General features: G+C 73.2%; 11 protein-coding genes. 3 read left to right on the top strand and 8 right to left on the bottom strand.

Annotated features, from left to right (window positions below):
- Window positions 1-14 precede the first annotated feature (14 nt).
- Entirely contained in the window at window positions 15-2330 is a 2316-nt protein-coding gene (locus tag ABWK59_RS23410; protein WP_354642564.1) for a RecQ family ATP-dependent DNA helicase, read from the top strand.
- Window positions 2331-2668: 338 nt separating this feature from the next.
- Window positions 2669-3304: a hypothetical protein gene (locus ABWK59_RS23405; protein ID WP_420492837.1), complete on the top strand. Its 636-nt coding sequence runs from the start codon at window positions 2669-2671 to the stop codon at window positions 3302-3304.
- 145 nt (window positions 3305-3449) lie between these two features.
- Here the strand turns inward: ABWK59_RS23405 and ABWK59_RS23400 are convergent, their stop codons facing one another.
- Both ABWK59_RS23400 and ABWK59_RS23395 read right to left on the bottom strand, forming a co-directional pair.
- Window positions 3450-3842, bottom strand: coding sequence for a hypothetical protein (locus ABWK59_RS23400; RefSeq protein ID WP_354642563.1), 393 nt, complete (start codon window positions 3840-3842; stop codon window positions 3450-3452).
- Window positions 3843-4162: 320 nt separating this feature from the next.
- Window positions 4163-4846: a ribonuclease HII gene (locus tag ABWK59_RS23395; protein WP_354642562.1), complete on the bottom strand. Its 684-nt coding sequence runs from the start codon at window positions 4844-4846 to the stop codon at window positions 4163-4165.
- A gap of 321 nt (window positions 4847-5167) precedes the next feature.
- Between ABWK59_RS23395 and ABWK59_RS23390 the strand changes: the two genes are divergently transcribed.
- Complete coding sequence (locus ABWK59_RS23390) at window positions 5168-6055, top strand: hypothetical protein (protein ID WP_354642561.1); 888 nt, start codon at window positions 5168-5170, stop codon at window positions 6053-6055.
- A 110-nt stretch (window positions 6056-6165) separates the two neighbouring features.
- On the opposite strand, the gene ABWK59_RS23385 is transcribed toward ABWK59_RS23390, so the two are convergent.
- The 6 genes from ABWK59_RS23385 to ABWK59_RS23360 all read right to left on the bottom strand — a co-directional run bounded on the left by ABWK59_RS23385 (window position 6166) and on the right by ABWK59_RS23360 (window position 16382).
- Window positions 6166-8055: a DUF4153 domain-containing protein gene (locus ABWK59_RS23385; protein WP_354642560.1), complete on the bottom strand. Its 1890-nt coding sequence runs from the start codon at window positions 8053-8055 to the stop codon at window positions 6166-6168.
- 230 nt (window positions 8056-8285) lie between these two features.
- The gene (locus ABWK59_RS23380; RefSeq protein WP_354642559.1) at window positions 8286-11375 is read right to left on the bottom strand and encodes an Ig-like domain-containing protein; all 3090 of its coding nucleotides are present in this window, start codon (window positions 11373-11375) and stop codon (window positions 8286-8288) included.
- Window positions 11376-11524: 149 nt separating this feature from the next.
- Entirely contained in the window at window positions 11525-12436 is a 912-nt protein-coding gene (locus tag ABWK59_RS23375) for a carbohydrate ABC transporter permease (protein WP_354642558.1), read from the bottom strand.
- Window positions 12433-13461 (bottom strand): carbohydrate ABC transporter permease, encoded by a 1029-nt coding sequence (locus ABWK59_RS23370; RefSeq protein ID WP_354642557.1) that lies wholly within the window; start codon window positions 13459-13461, stop codon window positions 12433-12435. Before ABWK59_RS23370 ends, ABWK59_RS23375 begins: the two co-directional genes overlap by 4 nt.
- 73 nt (window positions 13462-13534) lie before the next feature.
- On the bottom strand, window positions 13535-14908 hold the full coding sequence (locus tag ABWK59_RS23365; protein WP_354642556.1) for an ABC transporter substrate-binding protein: 1374 nt from the start codon (window positions 14906-14908) through the stop codon (window positions 13535-13537).
- A gap of 274 nt (window positions 14909-15182) precedes the next feature.
- Window positions 15183-16382: a cytochrome P450 family protein gene (locus ABWK59_RS23360; RefSeq protein WP_354642555.1), complete on the bottom strand. Its 1200-nt coding sequence runs from the start codon at window positions 16380-16382 to the stop codon at window positions 15183-15185.
- Between the last annotated feature and the right edge of the window lie 83 nt (window positions 16383-16465).

Here is a 16465-nt window from a genome sequence, read left to right as displayed (position 1 = left end):
GGTATGCATGAGCCATGGACCCGCGCACCCCGGACCCCATCACCCCCGCCACCGACGCCACACACCCCTCGCACCCCACCGAACCGACCGGCTCCACCGGCTCCACCGGCCCCGCCGACGCCACCACCCGTGCCGCCGTCCGCGACCGGGCCGAGGCCGTGCTGCGCGAGCTCGCCGGCCCGTCCGCCGTGCTGCGGGAGGACCAGTGGCTGGCCATCGAGGCCCTGGTCGTGGATTCCCGCCGGGCTCTGGTGGTGCAGCGCACGGGCTGGGGCAAGTCCGCGGTGTACTTCATCGCCACGGCGCTGCTGCGGTCCCGCGGCGCCGGGCCGACGGTGATCGTCTCCCCGCTGCTCGCCCTGATGCGCAACCAGGTGGAGTCCGCCGCCAAGGCCGGTATCCACGCGCGGACCATCAACTCGGCCAACCCGGAGGAGTGGGAGGAGATCCAGGCGGAGGTCGCGGCCGGCCGGGTCGACATCCTCCTGGTCAGCCCCGAGCGGCTGAACAACCCGGACTTCCGCGACCAGGTGCTGCCCAAGCTGGCCGCTTCCACCGGCCTGCTGGTGGTGGACGAGGCGCACTGCATCTCCGACTGGGGCCACGACTTCCGCCCGGACTACCGCCGCCTGCGGACCATGCTCGCCGAGCTCTCCCCCGGCGTCCCGGTGCTGGCCACCACGGCCACCGCCAACGCCCGGGTCACCGCCGACGTCGCCGAGCAGCTCGGCACCGGCAGCGCCCTCGCAACCGGGAGCCCCGGCACCCCCGGCACCACGGGCACCGGCAGCACCGCCGCCCTGGTGCTCCGCGGCCCGCTGGACCGCGAGAGCCTCTCGCTCGGCGTGCTCCCGCTGCCCGACCCCGCCCACCGGCTGGCCTGGCTCGCCGACCACCTGGACGAGCTCCCCGGCTCGGGGATCATCTACACGCTGACGGTGGCCGCCGCCGAGGAGGTCACGGCCTTCCTGCGCGGGCGAGGCTTCCCGGTCGCCTCCTACTCGGGCCGGACGGAGGACGCCGAGCGGCGCGGCGCCGAGGCCGATCTGCTGGCCAACCGGGTCAAGGCGCTGGTCGCCACCTCCGCCCTCGGCATGGGCTTCGACAAGCCGGATCTCGGCTTCGTGGTGCACCTGGGTTCGCCGGGCTCCCCGATCGCGTACTACCAGCAGGTGGGCCGAGCCGGCCGTGGGGTGGACAAGGCGGAGGTGCTGCTGCTGCCGGGCCGGGAGGACGAGGCGATCTGGCGGTACTTCGCCTCGCTGGGCTTCCCGCCCGAGGAGCAGGTCCGGCGGACGATCGACGCGCTCGCCGAGGCGGGCCGCCCGATGTCCACCGCCGCGCTGGAGCCGCGGGTGGACCTCCGCCGGACGCGTCTGGAGACCATGCTCAAGGTGCTGGACGTGGACGGCGCGGTCCGCCGGGTGCGCGGCGGGTGGACGGCCACCGGCCGGCCCTGGGAGTACGACGGCGCGCGCTACGCGAAGGTCGCCGAGTCCCGCGTGGCCGAGCAGCGGGCGATGCGGGCGTACGCGTCCACCGACGGCTGCCGGATGGAGTTCCTCCGCCGCCAGCTGGACGACCCCGAGGCCATGCCCTGCGGCCGGTGCGACAACTGCGCCGGGCCGAGGCACTCGGCCTCGGTGTCCGAGGAGGCGCTGGCCGCCGCGCGGGCGGCGCTCGGCCGGCCGGGCGTCGATTTCGAGCCGCGGCGGCTGTGGCCGACCGGGATGGACGCGCTCGGGGTGTCGGTGAAGGGCAGGATCCCGGCCGGGGAGCAGGCCGAGACCGGTCGCGCGCTGGGCCGGCTCTCCGACATCGGCTGGGGCAACCGGCTGCGCGCCCTGCTCGGCGAGCAGTCGCCGGACGGTCCGGTCCCCCGCGAGGTGCTGGACGCGATGGTGGGCGTGCTGGCCGACTGGGCGCGCGGTCCCGGCGGCTGGTCCGGCCCGGCGGGCGCCGACGGGTCCCGCCTGGACCGGCCGGTGGGCGTGGTCGTCATGGCCTCCGCCACCCGGCCCGAGCTGGTCTCCAGCCTGGGCGAGCAGATCGCCGCGATCGGCCGGCTGCCGCTGCTCGGGCGGATCGGGTATGCGGACGGGCGACCGCCGCACGGTCCGCGGAGCAACAGCGCGCAGCGTCTGCACTCGGTGTCCGGTGCGCTGGTGCTGCCGGCGGAGCTGCGGGAGGCGCTGGCGGCGTCGCCCGGTCCGGTGCTGCTGGTCGACGACCTGGTGGATTCCGGCTGGACGGTCACCGTGGCGGCCCGGTTGCTGCGGAGGGCGGGAGCCTCGGCCGTGTTGCCCTTGGTCCTGGCGGTACAGGGCTGACGACGGCTGCCGGGAGGCCCCGGACGGGGACGGACGGGAGGGGATGTGCCTGCTGGGACGCGTGGTGCGGAGCCGGCAGGGCCGAGCGCGGGGGCCGGTCGGACCGGCCGGCCCGGGGTGCGCTCGCGAACCTCTCCGCCGTCCGTCGAATGGCACTGTGCCGCGGGTGGAATATATCCGGCAGAACCGCCGCATTCGGGCGGCGTCCGGGATTTCGTCGTTGCCGCTGGAGCGGCTCTGACCTGAGAATTGGAGCCGTACCCGACGTCTGGTCCCGCGACCCTGCCTTTGGCGTACGCCCGCGCATCCGTGCGCCCGACGGCCCGGGAAGGAGGATCGTGATCGACGGCTTCGACCGGGGTTCTTCCCGGGGGGACGGCGCCCGGATCCTCGACCTGACGGCCTGGAACGAGCTGGACGTCCCGCTGCTGCGGGCGCCCCGCGAGTTCGTCGCGGAGCTCCACCAGCGGCACCTGCCGCAGCCGGGCACCACGGTGATCGCGGTCCTGGACGCCGAGCACCGGGTGGTCGCCTCGGCGTCCTTCACGCCCCGGTCCCACGTCACCGACGGCTGGCACCACCGGAACGCGATCCTCACCCAGCTCCGCCGGATCACCCCGCACGACCTGCGGCTCTCCGCGCCCAACCGGACGGCGGTCCTGCTGCGCTGCCGCGAGGGCGGGCCGGACTGGACGGAGCAGGACGGCGCCTGGATGTGGGCGCTGCGCGACGCCGCCGAGCTGCACGGGCTGCGCTGCGGCTCGTACCTGACGCTGACCCCGGCGGGCTGGCAGTCGATCGGTGACGGGCGGCGCGGACGGAATCCGCACTCCGGGTCCTGGGCCGAGGGCCCGGTGCACACCGTGACGGAGCTGCCGCCGCGGATCGCCCGCGAGTCCGACCACCGCTGGCGTCCGGCCCGTCCGGCCCGGCTGGGCGCGCTCGACGCCGTCCGCCGCACCGGCACCCGCTGACGTCCGGGCCCACCGGGCACGGCGGCCTCACCGTGAGCGGCACCACGGGAGGCACCGCAGCCGAGCAGAGCGGGTGCCGCCCTCGGTGAGGGCGACACCCGTGGTGGACTCGCTCCGGTCGTCGGGACCGGTCAGCGAACGGCGATCACGCGAAGGCGGGCTTGCCGGCGGACGGGAACAGCCGGGCGACCAGCTCGGACCCGCCGCAGACCACGAGCAGCGCGCCCGCGTGGCCGAGCGCCTTCTTGGCGGCGCGCTCGACCTTGGCGGGGGCGGAGCCGTTCACCACGAGCACGACCACCTCGCGGCGCATCGGCCGGGTCGCGGCGGCGTCGGCGTAGAACACGTCCGCGCCGTCGACGAGCTGGGCCCAGTAGCGGCCCTCGCCGAAGGACAGCTCGTGCTGCTGCCAGGGGTGCGGCTCGCCGACCGTGAGCACCAGCACGTCGCCGGGGCTGCGGCCGGACTCCAGCAGCATGTCGACGACCTCGTCGGCACGCTCCAGGGCGTCACCGACGGCGGCGGCGAAGAGCTGCACGACAGGCTGCGGCGCGGCGGGCCGGGGGCCCGGCTTGGGGATCGACGCGGCTCGCGGCGGTGCCGGGCGCGGAGGCGCCGGGCGGGGGCCGGGGACCGGACGGGGGGTGGTGGCAACGGGCATACGGGGGGCAGGTGCGTCCGACGTGTGGGGAAGGGGAACGCCGGGGCCCGGGATACTCTCGTGAATCTCCGGCTCCTCGGGGAAGACAGGCATACCCGGATGTCTATCAAATGCCGGTCGGATGCGCACGGGCGCCCCACCTGTTGGGCACCGGGGGTACGGAAACGACGGCCCGTACACCCCTTGCTGACAGCCCGTCAGAAGCCGAGGGAGAGTTGCTCGCCCACCTGCTCGACCAACCGTCCGCGCTTCAGGTGGCGCCACTGGGGCAGCGAGTCGAGGTACGCCCAGGACAGCCGGTGGTACTCGGTGGGACCGAACTCCTCCAGCGCCGCGCGGTGGACGGGCGAGGGGTAGCCGGCGTTCTCCTCGAAACCGTAGGACGGGTGGTCGGCGCCGAGTTCGGCCATCAGACCGTCGCGGTGGACCTTGGCCAGCACCGAGGCGGCCGAGACGCAGACGCAGGACTGGTCGCCCTTGATGACCGTCCGGACCCGCCACGGCCCGCCCAGGTAGTCGTGTTTGCCGTCCAGGATGATCGCGTCCGGCTGCACCGGCAGGGCCTCCAGCGCGCGGATCGCCGCGAGCCGCAGCGCGGCCGTCATCCCCAACTCGTCGCACTCCTGCGGCGAGGCCTGGCCGATCGCGTAGGCGGTGACCCAGTCGGCCAACATCGGGGCGAGGGCGTTGCGGCGGCGCTCGGTGAGCAGTTTGGAGTCGGTCAGCCCCTCGGGGGGACGGCGCTGGCCGGTGATCGCGGCACCGACGGTGACCGGACCGGCCCACGCGCCGCGGCCGACCTCGTCGAGCCCGGCCACCACGGTGGCTCCGGTCCGGCGCAGCGAGCGCTCCACCGAGTGGGTCGGGGGGTCGATGGGCATGGGAGGAGTCCGTTTCGGGTCTGGTCGGGCACCGCCCAGCCTACGCCCCGGCCGGACCCGCTCCGGCACGCGGGCGGTCCGCGAAAACCGGCCCGGATCCCCGCCGATGATCCCGGTCACACTCCGGCCGCGGGCCCCGCGCGCCGGGCACCCGTGGGGCGGAAGAAATTCTCCGAACCCGCCTGCAACCCCCGGCGGGGATGGACGTCTCCAGGGGTGAGGGCACGGAGAGCGAGACCGGCGGCAACGTCCGGGGGGACCGACGCGCCGGCCGCCTTCACCCACACACCGTCAGTTCGTCACCGCCGGGGGAAACACTTCATGCGCACGCCCGTTATGTTCCGCTTCGTCCGCAATTCCGTCGCCACCACCACCGCCGCCCTCACCCTCGGCATCGCCCTCCCGCTGCTGACCGGCGGCACCAGCGCCTGGGCGGTGTGCGGCTCGGACCTGCACGACGCCGGCCGGACGCCGGCCCCGGCGCACCAGGGCGAGCTGTCGGTCACCCAGAACGCCACCTTCGACTCGATCACCGCCGGCGGCGCCACGGTGGAGATCCCGGTGCGGATCACCAACACGACCGACGCCGCGTACGAGCGGGTCGAGCCGATGATCGGGCTCGCCCACTTCGTCAACGGGCACGACCTGAACCCGACGGACGTCAAGGTCTCCTGGAAGCAGGGGAAGGGCGGCTGGCACGCGCTCCCCCTGCAGCCGGGCTGCACGCGCGGGATCGTCAACAAGAGCGACACCCTGCCGATGCTGAAGCTCGGCAAGGGCGAGTCCGCCGACATCACCTTCCGCTTCTCCGTCCCGGCCGACGTCCGGAAGGACCTGGACTGGTTCGACTACAGCCTCAGCGCCCAGGGCGAGGACAACAAGAGCGGCACCGCCCTCGGCACCCTGACCGTCGTCCACCCCATCGCCTCGGCCAAGCCCACCGCGCCCGAGCCCACGGCCACGGCCACGAAGCCCGCCGGGGCTGCCGTGGTCCCCGCCGCCGTGACCACCGCGGCTGCCACGGCGGACACCCAGGCCACCCAGGCCGCCCCCGCCACCCCGGCCGCCGCTGAGGGCGACGGCACCACCGAGCTCGCCAGCACCGGGTCGAACGGGCCCACCACGGTCCTCGCCGCCGCCGGAGCCGTTCTCATCGTGATCGGCGGCGGCGCCCACCTCGTCCTGCGCCGCCGCGCCGCCGAGCGCTGACCCGGACGGCCACGAGGAAACTGCCGACAGCGGCAACGCCGACCGGCCCCGCCCCCGAGAGGGAGCAGGACCGGTCGGCGTCGCTCGGACCCGCAGCCCGGGCCGCGCGCTCAGTACCCGTCGCCGTACTCGCGGAAGCCGGCCTTGTGGCAGGCCGCGCCGCGGTCGGGCCCCGCCGGGCGCGCGGTGAGGATGTCCCGGGCCCGGGACTCGGAGAGGCTCATCGCGTACCAGGGCAGCGGCTCGCCGGCGCCGGCCGTCTCCGCGCTGATCACCTGCAGGGCACAGGTCCGCTGGTCCGCGGGCAGCCGGTCGAGGGCGGGGACGGCGTCCGCGGACAGGCCGCGCAGGTAGCCGACGTCGATCGTCCCGGTGCGCTCGTAGCGGGCCACGTTCTGCTCGGCGATCAGCGCGTCCGGCGAGATCAGGCCGAAGACCGCCACCGCGACCACCGCGCTCAGCACCACCGCGCGGGGCAGCCAGCGCTGCGCGGTGACCACGCCCCCGGCGATCACCAGCACGAAGACCACGCCGAGCCAGATCTCGACCGCCGCCACCGAGATCCGCAGCCGGGTCAGCCCGAAGGCGTCCATGTAGAGCTGCATGCGGTAGAGCGCGGCCACCGCCACCACCAGGGTGAGCGTGCAGAGCAGGGTGAGCAGGATCCTGACCAGCAGGCGGTCACCGTCGTTGGCGCGCGGGGCCCAGCGGCGGGCCACGGCGACGACCACCATGGTGAGCACGATGACCCAGAGCAGCTGCCAGAAGCCCTGGCGGGCGTACTCGGCGGGGGTCAGGCCGGTACGGGCCATGATCTGGCCGCGGCCGCCGATCAGGACCACCAGCTGAACGACCACGAAGCCGCCGAACAGCAGGTTCATCGCGATCATGGGCAGCGCCCACTCCAGCCGGCCGCGCGGGGTGCCGGGCTTGACCGGCAGCCGGTCCCACCGGCGCGGCGCGGCGGCGGCGTGGGCGGCGGCCAGGGCCATGGTCAGGCCGAAGAAGAACATCACGAAGCGGTAGGGCAGGTTGCCGGCCTCCAGGTCCGGCATCAGGTCGTCGAACAGGTCGGCCACCGTGGAGTCGGCACCGGCGAACAGCGCACCGAAGATCACCAGCAGCACGGCGGTGACGCCCACCGCGCGGAGGATCGGCATCACCTTGGCGCGCGCCGGCATGCCCTGGCCGCGCAGGGCCAGCAGGCTCCAGGCGACGCCGGGGATGAGGTGCTCCCAGAGGCCGATCGGGCCGAGCAGCACGCCCGGCCAGCGGCGGCCGCCGTGCAGCGCCAGCGAGCCGGTCGCCACCGCGCCGACCATGGCCAGGAAGACCGGCCAGCCGGCCTCGTACAGGGCGGGGACGGCCAGCAGGAGCATGGCCCCGGCCGCCCACACGGCCGTCCACGGGCGCACCTTCCGGCCGACCGCGGCGGCGGCGAGTCCCGCGCCGACGGCGGCGACCACGGCGACGAGCAGCAGGTTGACGCCGAGTCCGTCGCCGAGGAACAGCGCCGACACCACACCGCACGCCCCCGCGGCCGCGAGCACCCGCGGGTGCGGCAGCGCCGGCCGCTTCGGCTCGGTGGCGGTCACCCAGGCCGGCTCCGGCGGCGGCAGCGGCGGGCGGTACGGGCTGCCCGGCGGCCGGTACGCCAGCCCGGGAGCGGGCGCGGGCTGCGCGTACGGGCCGGGCTGCGGCGGCGGGCCCGGCTGCGGCCACGGCTGCGGGGCCGGCTGCGGGGTCGGACCGGGCTGCGGAGCACCCGGCGCCTTCGGCGTCTTCGGCGTCTCGGCGCCGGCCTCCGCCGTGCCACCCGCCTCCGTCTTCCCACCGGAGGCAGCGGCCTCACCGGAAGCAGCAGCCCCACCGGCAGCGACAGCAGCCCCCGCCCCTCCCGCCGGCGCGGCGGCCTCGGCGGCCTCGGCGCGCTCGGCGTCGGGGACCGGGCGCGGTGGCGGCGGCGACCCCGCCGACTCGGGCTCGGACGGACTGGACATGGGACCCCCTCGGTTCGCGGACGCACGGCGGATCGAACACGGGTTTCCGCCGGCGGTGACCGCGACTCTAGGGCTCCCGAGCAGCGATTGAACAGGTTCAAAAGCACCGAGGGACGCCAGTGTCGCAGAGTTGTGACACTTGGCGCCCCTCGGCTGACTCCGGATCAGCGCTCTTCGCCGGAGCGGGCGGTGGCCTGCCGGCGGCCGTCAGGACGGTCCGTACCGCGAGATCAGTACGACCCGTACAGCGAGTACTGCAGCGAGGTCCTCACCGCCGGCCCGAAGCTGCTCGGCCAGGTGCCGAACGGCACCACGGTGTTGCTGTACGCGCCCGAACCCGAGGGCCCGGAGCCGTAGTTGATGTTGTTCACCGAGGCGCTCACCCCGTTGCTGTTGTAGACCAGCCAGTACGAGGTGTTGGCCGCCAGGGTGGTGTTCACCGGCACCTGGTTCCAGGCGTTGGCGGTGAGCGTCCCGCTGGTGGAGGCGGTCACCAGGGTGCCGGGCGAGCCCGCGCTGTCGGTGTAGACGGCCAGCTGGAACTGGTCGTTCGGCGCGGAGCCGATGGCGCCGACGTGCACGCTGAGCGCGGTCAGCGGGACGGGCGTGGCGCCGGTGGTGATCCGGGAGCCGTTGAGGTGGTTGGAGTCGGTGTCGTCGATCAGGGAGCCGATCGCGGTGTTGCCGATGGTCTTCGGCGGGGCCCCGCCGGTGGTGAAGGAGACCGCGGCCGGGGCGGCCAGGGCGTTGCCCGCGGTGTCCTTCACCCCGCCGGCGGTGGCGGTGTAGCCGGTGGTCAGCGCCAGCGCCGCGCCCGGGGTGAACACCGCGCTGCTGGTGGCCGCGTCGTACGAGACGGCGCCGGCCACCGGGGTGCCACCGGCGGTGGTCTTCAGGCCGAGGGTGGCGGTGGTGACGGTGGCCGGGTCGAGCGGCTCGCTGAAGGAGAACCGGACCGTCGCGGACGGGGCCACCCCGGTGGCGCCGTTGGCCGGCGAGGTGCCGGTCACGGTCGGGGCGGTGGTGTCCTGGCCGTAGTTCGCGGTGTAGGAGCCCACCGCGCCGTCGAAGAAGGCGTAGGCCACGCCCTTGATCGTCTCGATCCGGTAGCTGACCGCCTGGTTGCCCTTCTTGATCCCGGCCAGGCTGCCGGACGCCGACTGGACCGGCACCATGGCGCGCAGGCCGTTGGCCCCGCCGGTGATGTCGAAGGTCAGCGCGCTGCCGCTCCAGGCCAGCTTGGAGAAGGCCGAGCCGTTGCGCCCGTCCAGCCAGGTGAGCATCTGGCGGCCGGAGACCACCGGCACACCGCGGGCCTTGGCGGCGGAGATCACCGCGTCGGAGGCGCTGGAGGCGGCGAAGTCGGTGTGGATGTTGGCGTTCAGCGCCGCGTAGTACCCCTGGGCGCCGTACGCGGCGTCCAGCAGGGTGGTGACGGTGGACGGGTAGGACTGGCCGGACTCGTCGGTCAGTTGGGTGGTGGCCTGGTACTCGTCGATCACCGTGCCGTCGGTGTCGGCGAACTTCATGATCTGACCGGTGCCGTTGAAGTAGCCGGGACGGTCCTTCACGAACCCGGAGGGGTAGTAGTAGTAATCGGCGTCCAGCCGGATGCCGCTGGCCAGCTTGGTCTTGGCCTGGGTGGCCCAGTCGTCCCACTCCACGCAGTGCGTGCGGCTGCTGGACGGGCCGGGCAGCGAGCCGTACTTGGCCTTCCACTCGGTGAGCTGCGCGGTGTAGAGCGCCTGGAGGTCGGCGGGGCTGCCCCAGGGGTGGCAGCCGGTGGTGATGTGGACGCCCACCTCGAAGCCCTGGTCGGTGTAGGCCTGGGCCTGCGCCGGGGTCAGCGGGTCGTCGGTGTAGATGTAGGAACTGCCGCGGACGCACTCCCAGTTGGCCACGTTGCAGCCGGCCGGGCTCTGGGCGATGTAGCCGTCCCAGCGGCCGGCCGTGCCACCGACGCCGTGGTCGTCGCCGGTCATCACGACCACCGCCTTGACGTCCCGCGGGAAGTACCAGAACCGCGGAAGCGGCTTCTTGCCGGAGTCCATCAGGGTGATCAGGTTGGCGAGCAGCCGCTGCTGCTCGTCGGCGATCGGGATCAGTGCCTTGTCGAGGTTGTTCCAGTCCGGCTGCCCGTTGGTGCCGAAGAACATCTCGCTGGCCTGGTAGCCGTCGGCGCCGTCGCGCTGCTGGCCGGCCCAGGCGATGTTGCCCTGGCGGGTCTGCACCACGGACTTGGCGAGGTCGTAGGTGAAGGCGGCGGCCCGGCCGCTGCCGGCGGTGCGCACGGTGACCGCGGGGTTGGCGGTGGCGGTGGCCGCGTCGCCGTACAGGGTGGCGACGGCGGTGGCGCCGTTCAGGGTGTAGCGGTCGGCGGTGCCGTGGAAGCCCATGGTGTCGGCGGTGAGGCCGGTGCCGGGGGCTGCGGAGGTGTCGACCTTGAGGTAGGCGTCGGCGAGGGTGCCGCTGGTGGCGGTGAGGCCGAGCAGCGGGGCGAGCTGCTTGTCCGGGCGCATCGCGATCAGCCGGCCGCCGCCGTTGGTCCAGGTGCCGAACATCGAGGTCTGGGCGGCGGTCAGCTGGGTCTCGCCGAGCAGCACCAGGTCGTAGGAGGCGAGCATCGCGGCGGTGACGGACGGGAGGTCGACGACCTTGTAGTAGTTGAGGCCCTCGGCCTTGAGGATCTCGGTGTAGTACCGGGTGTAGGGGTTGGCCGGGTCGGCGACCAGCAGGATCGGCCCCTCGCTGCCCGGGCCGGAGCCGGGCGGGGTGGTGCCGCCCCCGTCGGTGGTGTACGTGGCGTACATCGAGTAGTTGAGGGTGCCGGTGGAGACCGCGCCGAAGCTGGACGGCCAGGTGCCGTAGGCCACCTGGCCGGAGGAGTACCCGCTGGTGCCGCCGGAGGCGAACTTGAGGTTGTTGACCGCGGCGCTGCTGCCGTTGGAGTTGTAGACCAGCCAGTACGGGGTGTTGGCCGCGAGGGTGGCGGTCAGCGGGACGGTGTTCCAGGCGTTGGCGGTGAGGGTGGCGCCGGCGCTGGAGGCCAGCAGGCTGCCGGGCCGGCCCGCGCTGTCGTTGTAGATCGCGACCTGGTACTGGTTGTTGGGGGCGGCGCCTACCGCGCCGACGTACACGCTGACGCTGCCGACCGTGCCGCCGCTGGACCCGGTGACGTACCGGGAGCCGTTGAGGTAGTTGGAGTCGGCGGAGTCGGTGGACGCGCCCACCGTGGTGGTCCCCAGCACGGCGGTGGCCGCCCGGGCCGGCGTCGCCGCCAGGCCGGTCGCGGCCAGGAGGGCGACCAGCAGGCCCGCCACACGTCTTTTCACTTTCACGCCACAACCCCCAGGATCTGATGGTCAGACAGGCCTATCGGCCGGTACCGGTGTACCGGGTGGGGGGTGCGCACGTCCTCGGAATCCACACATTCGCGGTGCATGCCAGAGCGGGGTCCGGCCGCGGCGGTTCAGCCCTTGACCGAGCCCGCGAGCAGACCTCGTACGAAGTACCGTTGGAGCGCGAAGAACACGGCCAGCGGGACGATCAGCGAGAGGAAGGCGCCGGCCGTCAGCAGTTCCCAGCGACCGCCGAAGGATCCGGAGAGCTGGGCCAGCCGGACGGTCATCGGGGCGACGTCGGAGGTGCCGCCGGAGAAGGTGAGGGCGACCAGCAGGTCGTTCCACACCCACAGGAACTGGAAGATGGCGAACGAGGCCAGGGCCGGCGTGCACAGCGGCAGCACGATGGAACGGAAGATCTTGAAGTGCGAGGCCCCGTCGACGATCGCGGCCTCCATCAGGTCGCGCGGCAGCTGGGCGATGAAGTTGTGCAGCAGGAAGATCGCCAGCGGCAGGGCGAACATGGTGTGCGCCAGCCACACCGGCGCGTACGTGCCGCGCAGGTCGACGGCCGGGACGAGGGTCACCGGTCCCAGGTGCGCGCCGCCGGAGAACAGTCGCAGCACCGGGATCAGCGCCATCTGCAGCGGCACGATCTGCAGCGCGAAGATCACGAAGAACACCGTGTCGGCGCCCCTGAACCGCACCCAGGCCAGCGCGTACGCGGCCATCGCGGCCAGCACCAGGGGGAAGAGCGTGGCCGGGACGCTGATCGCCAGCGAGTTGACCAGGTACGGCATCAGGCCGCCGCTGGTCCCGAACCCGTCCTCGAACAGCACCGTGTGGTAGTTGGCCAGGCCGAGGTCGGGGTGGACGAACGCCTCCCACCAGCCGCTGGTGGCCACGTCCTGCTTGGGCCGCAGCGAGGTGACCAGCAGGCCGAGGGTGGGGATCGTCCACAGCACGGTCACCGCGATCACCAGGATCGAGGCCAGCGGGCTGCTGAACGCCCGGCGCACCGGGGAGGGGGCTGAACTCATCGGACCGAGCGCTCCTTCCGCAGCTGCACGATGTTGTACGCGACCAGCGGGGTCACCGCCAGGAAGAGGATCACCGCGAGCGCGCTACCGCGGCCGACGTCGAACTGGACGAAGGACTGCGAGTACATCTCGTTGGCCAGCACCTGGGTGCCGAAGTTGCCGCCGGTCATGGTGCGGACGATGTCGAAGGCCTTCAGGGTGGTGATCATGACGGTGGTGAGGACCACCACCAGCGTGGTGCGGATCATCGGCACGGTGACCGAGCGGAACAGCTGGAAGCCGGTCGCGCCGTCCAGCCGGGCGGCCTCGGTGATCTCGTCCGGGATGGCCTTGATGGCGGCGGAGAGCACCACCATGGCGAAGCCGGTCTGCACCCAGACCATCACGGCCATCAGCAGGAAGTTGTTGAGCGGCTGCTCCAGGATCCAGTTCGGCGGGTGCTCCCAGCCCAGGCTGACGGCCAGTTGGCTGAGCAGGCCGATCTGCGGCTGGGAGGGGTCGCGGGCCTCGTAGACGAACTTCCAGATGATGGAGGCGCCGACCAGCGAGACGGCCATCGGCATGAAGATGAGGGACTTGTAGACGGCCTGCCCGCGCATCCGGTCCACCAGCAGGGCCAGCACCAGCCCGAGCCCGGTGGCCGCCAGCGGCGCCACCACCAGCCACAGCAGGGTGGTGAGCAGCACGTCGTGGATGCCGGGGGTGGTGAACGCCCAGCCGTAGTTCCGCCCGCCGACGAACCGGGTGGAGTCGTCGCCGTGGAAGCTCAGGAAGACGGTGCGCACCAGCGGGACGACCAGGCCGACGGCCAGCAGCAGGGCGGCGGGCCCGAGCAGGACGGCGACCGCCAGCGGCCGGGTCAGCCGGCCCTTGGCCCGTCCGGCGGCGAAGAAGACCACCAGCAGGACGCCGAGGAATCCGGCGATGGCGCCGAGGCTGTTGCCGAGCTTGATCGAGGCGTCCGTCCACGTCGAGTCGGCGAGGCGGAGCACCCCGGCGGCGTGGGTGGGCACGTCCGTGGGCATACGGGCAATCCCTCCTCGGGGCAGGGTGAGGGGCAGCGCGGGCGGGTGGACCCGCGCTGCCCGGGGACGGCCTTTACTGCGGCCAGGCCGCGTCGATGTCGGCCGCCACCTTCGGGATGGCCTGTCCCTCGGCGAACCAGGCGGTGAACGCCTTCCACTCGGCGCCGGCGCCGACCGCGGCGGGCATCAGGTCGGAGGCGTCGAACCGGAAGGTCGCGGCCGGGTCGGTGAGCGCGTCGGCGGAGATCCGGTCGATCGGGTCGGTGTAGAGGCTCTTGTCCACGCCCTGGTTGGCGGAGACCCAGCCGCTGGAGACCTTGACCCGGCTGCTCGCCCAGTCGGAGCTGGAGAGGTAGTTCTGCACGGCCTGCACCTCGGGCCGGCCGGCGAACGCCGCGAGGAACTCGCCGCCGCCGACGACCGGGCTGGAGACGGTGGGGCTGACGGCCGGCAGGTGGAAGGCGAAGATGTCGCCGTCCGGGGCGATGCTGGTGCCCTTGGGCCACTGCGCCCGGTAGAAGGAGGCCTGCTGGAGCATGGCGCACTTGCCGGTGAGGATCGGGGCGCCGGCGTCCTGGAAGGTGGTGGTGGCGATCGACTTCACGTCGCCGATGCCGCCGTTGACCCAGGCCGGGTTCTGCATCCAGCCGGCCACCGTCCCCATCGCGGTGGTGATCTTCTCGTCGGAGAACTTGACCTTGTGGCTGACCCACTGGTCGTAGACCTCGCCGCCGTAGCTGCCGAGGACGACCTCCTCCAGCCAGTCGGTGGCCGGCCAGCCGGTGGCGGTGCCCGAGCCGATGCCGCCGCACCAGGGCCGGGTGGTGCCGGAGGCGGCGATCCGGTCGCTGAGCGCCATCATCTCGGCCCAGGTCTTGGGCACCTGGTAGCCGGCCTGCTTGAAGGCCTTGGGCGAGTACCAGACCAGGGACTTCATGTTGGCGCTCATCGGCGCCGCGTAGAAGGTGCCGTTGACCGAGCCGTAGGTCTTCCAGACCGGGCTCCACTTGTCCTGGTTGGCCACGGTCTGGGCCGGCGGCTTGACCACCTTGCCGCTCTTCACCATCTGGGCGAGCAGGCCCGGCTGCGGAATGATCGCGAAGTCCGGGGCGTTGCCGCCGGCCACCCGGACCGGGAGCTGGGACTCGAAGTCGTTGGAACCCTCATAGGTGATCTTGATGCCGGTACAGGAACTGAACTCGGCCCAGGACTTCTCCAGCGAGTCGGACTCCGGGCTGAGGATGGAGGCGTACATCGTCACCTTGGTCCCGGCGTGCCCGGCGTACGCCTGGTACTTGGCGCAGTCCCCGGTCAGCGGGGAGGCCTCGGCCTGAGCCCCGCTCGACCCGGAACTGTTGGAGCAGGCCGCCGTGAGGGCCAGGGCGAGCACGGCCCACGCGGCCGACAGGCGACGGTGCCTTCCGGTAGCGGTCGGGATGGGGGTCAATGCGGTCCTCCTCGCAGGGCACGGGTGGTGCCGACAGTAAGACAGAACGACACTGCGCTGAACCGGAGATGCGGATCGGTACCCAGCCCGCGGCTGGCTTGAAGACGTTAACCCACCGGTCACCCCGCGCCAAGGCATGTGTTCGACCTTCATCGACCGGCGCCCCAGTTGTTACCGGCCCGCGTCGGGACCGCCCCACCCGTCCCGCCACGGCCCACCCGCCCCGCACGCGCCGCGGGCACGCACGCGTCAAAGACCCCGCCGCCCGGCGGAGCTACAGCCGCACCGGCAGCTCCTTGAGGCTGTTGACCACCGCGGACGGGCTCGGCCGCAGCTCGGCCGGGTCCACCGCGAGCGCCAGGTCCGGGAACCGCTCGAACAGGGCCGGCAGCGCGATCCCCGCCTCCAGCCGGGCCAGCGGCGACCCCGGGCAGACGTGCGGCCCGTGCCCGAAGGACAGGTGCCGGGCGGCCTGCCGGGTCACGTCGAAGAGCTCCGCCGTCGTCCCGTGCTGCGCCGGGTCCCGCCCGATCGCGTTGTAGGAGACCAGCACCGCGTCCCCCTGGGGGATCACCACCCCGCCGACCTTGATCTCCTCGGCGGCGAACCGGAACAGGAAGTTGCTGGTCGGCGGCGTCCACCGGAGCGACTCCTCGACCACGGCCGACCAGTCCGCCCCGCCGGAGCGGACCAGGGCCAGCTGCTCGGGGTGGGTCAGCAGGGCGCGGACCGCGTTGGTGATCAGGTTGACGGTGGTCTCGTGCCCGGCGGCGATGATCACCCGCAGGGTGGCGGCGGCCTCCTGGTCGGTCAGCGGCCCGCCCTCCACCTCGGCGCTGAGCAGCGCCGAGGTCAGGTCGTCGCCCGGCTCGGCCCGCCGTCGCGCCACCAGGTCGGCCACGAAGGCGTTCAGCGCGGCGATGGTCTGCTGCACCGACTCGGGGGTCTTCACGCTGCTGAAGAACCGCTCGTACAGCTCGCGGATGTAGGCGTGGTCCTGCTCCGGCACGCCCATCAGCCAGCCGATCACGGACATCGGCAGCGGGAAGGCGAAGACCGTCTTCAGGTCCACCACCGGGCCGGCCGCCGCCACGGCGTCCAGCAGCGCGGCGGTGACCTCCTCGATCTTCGGGCGCATCAGCTCCACCCGGCGCGGGGTGAAGGCCTGCGCCACGATCGCGCGCAGCCGCCGGTGCTCCGTCCCGTCCGTGGTGACCATGGAGGGGCCGGGGACCGCCAGGCCGATCAGCGGCCAGGTCCGGGGCACCTCCCCGCGCTGGAACGCCGCCCAGTGCTCGGCGCTCTTGACCAGCCGCGGATCGGTGAGCAGCTCGCGGGCCTCCGCGTGCCGGGTGACCGCCCAGCCGGCCACGCCCATCAGCTCCACCGGCACCACGGCGCCCGCCGCGCGCAGCCGGGCGCCCTCGGCCGGGTTGTCCGAGGCCAGCGGGTCCATCACGAAGGGTGCGGTCATCGGTCGTCTCCTGTCAGTCGGCCACAGGTCGGTCGGCCGCGGGTCAATCGGTCACAGGCCGGTCGGCCACGGGTCAATCGGTC

The sequence above is a fragment of the Kitasatospora sp. HUAS MG31 genome (assembly GCF_040571325.1).
Taxonomy (GTDB): Bacteria; Actinomycetota; Actinomycetes; order Streptomycetales; family Streptomycetaceae; genus Kitasatospora; species Kitasatospora camelliae.
Note: the sequence above shows the minus strand (reverse complement) of the source record. Positions and strands in the feature narration are given on the sequence as shown.

Coding starts and splice junctions, on each gene's coding strand:
- ABWK59_RS23410 (WP_354642564.1), top strand. CDS start 15: ATGGACCCGCGCACCCCGGACCCCATCACCCCCGCCACCGACGCCACA.
- ABWK59_RS23395 (WP_354642562.1), bottom strand. CDS start 4,846: ATGCCCATCGACCCCCCGACCCACTCGGTGGAGCGCTCGCTGCGCCGG.
- ABWK59_RS23390 (WP_354642561.1), top strand. CDS start 5,168: ATGCGCACGCCCGTTATGTTCCGCTTCGTCCGCAATTCCGTCGCCACC.
- ABWK59_RS23385 (WP_354642560.1), bottom strand. CDS start 8,055: ATGTCCAGTCCGTCCGAGCCCGAGTCGGCGGGGTCGCCGCCGCCACCG.
- ABWK59_RS23375 (WP_354642558.1), bottom strand. CDS start 12,436: ATGAGTTCAGCCCCCTCCCCGGTGCGCCGGGCGTTCAGCAGCCCGCTG.
- ABWK59_RS23370 (WP_354642557.1), bottom strand. CDS start 13,461: ATGCCCACGGACGTGCCCACCCACGCCGCCGGGGTGCTCCGCCTCGCC.
- ABWK59_RS23360 (WP_354642555.1), bottom strand. CDS start 16,382: ATGACCGCACCCTTCGTGATGGACCCGCTGGCCTCGGACAACCCGGCC.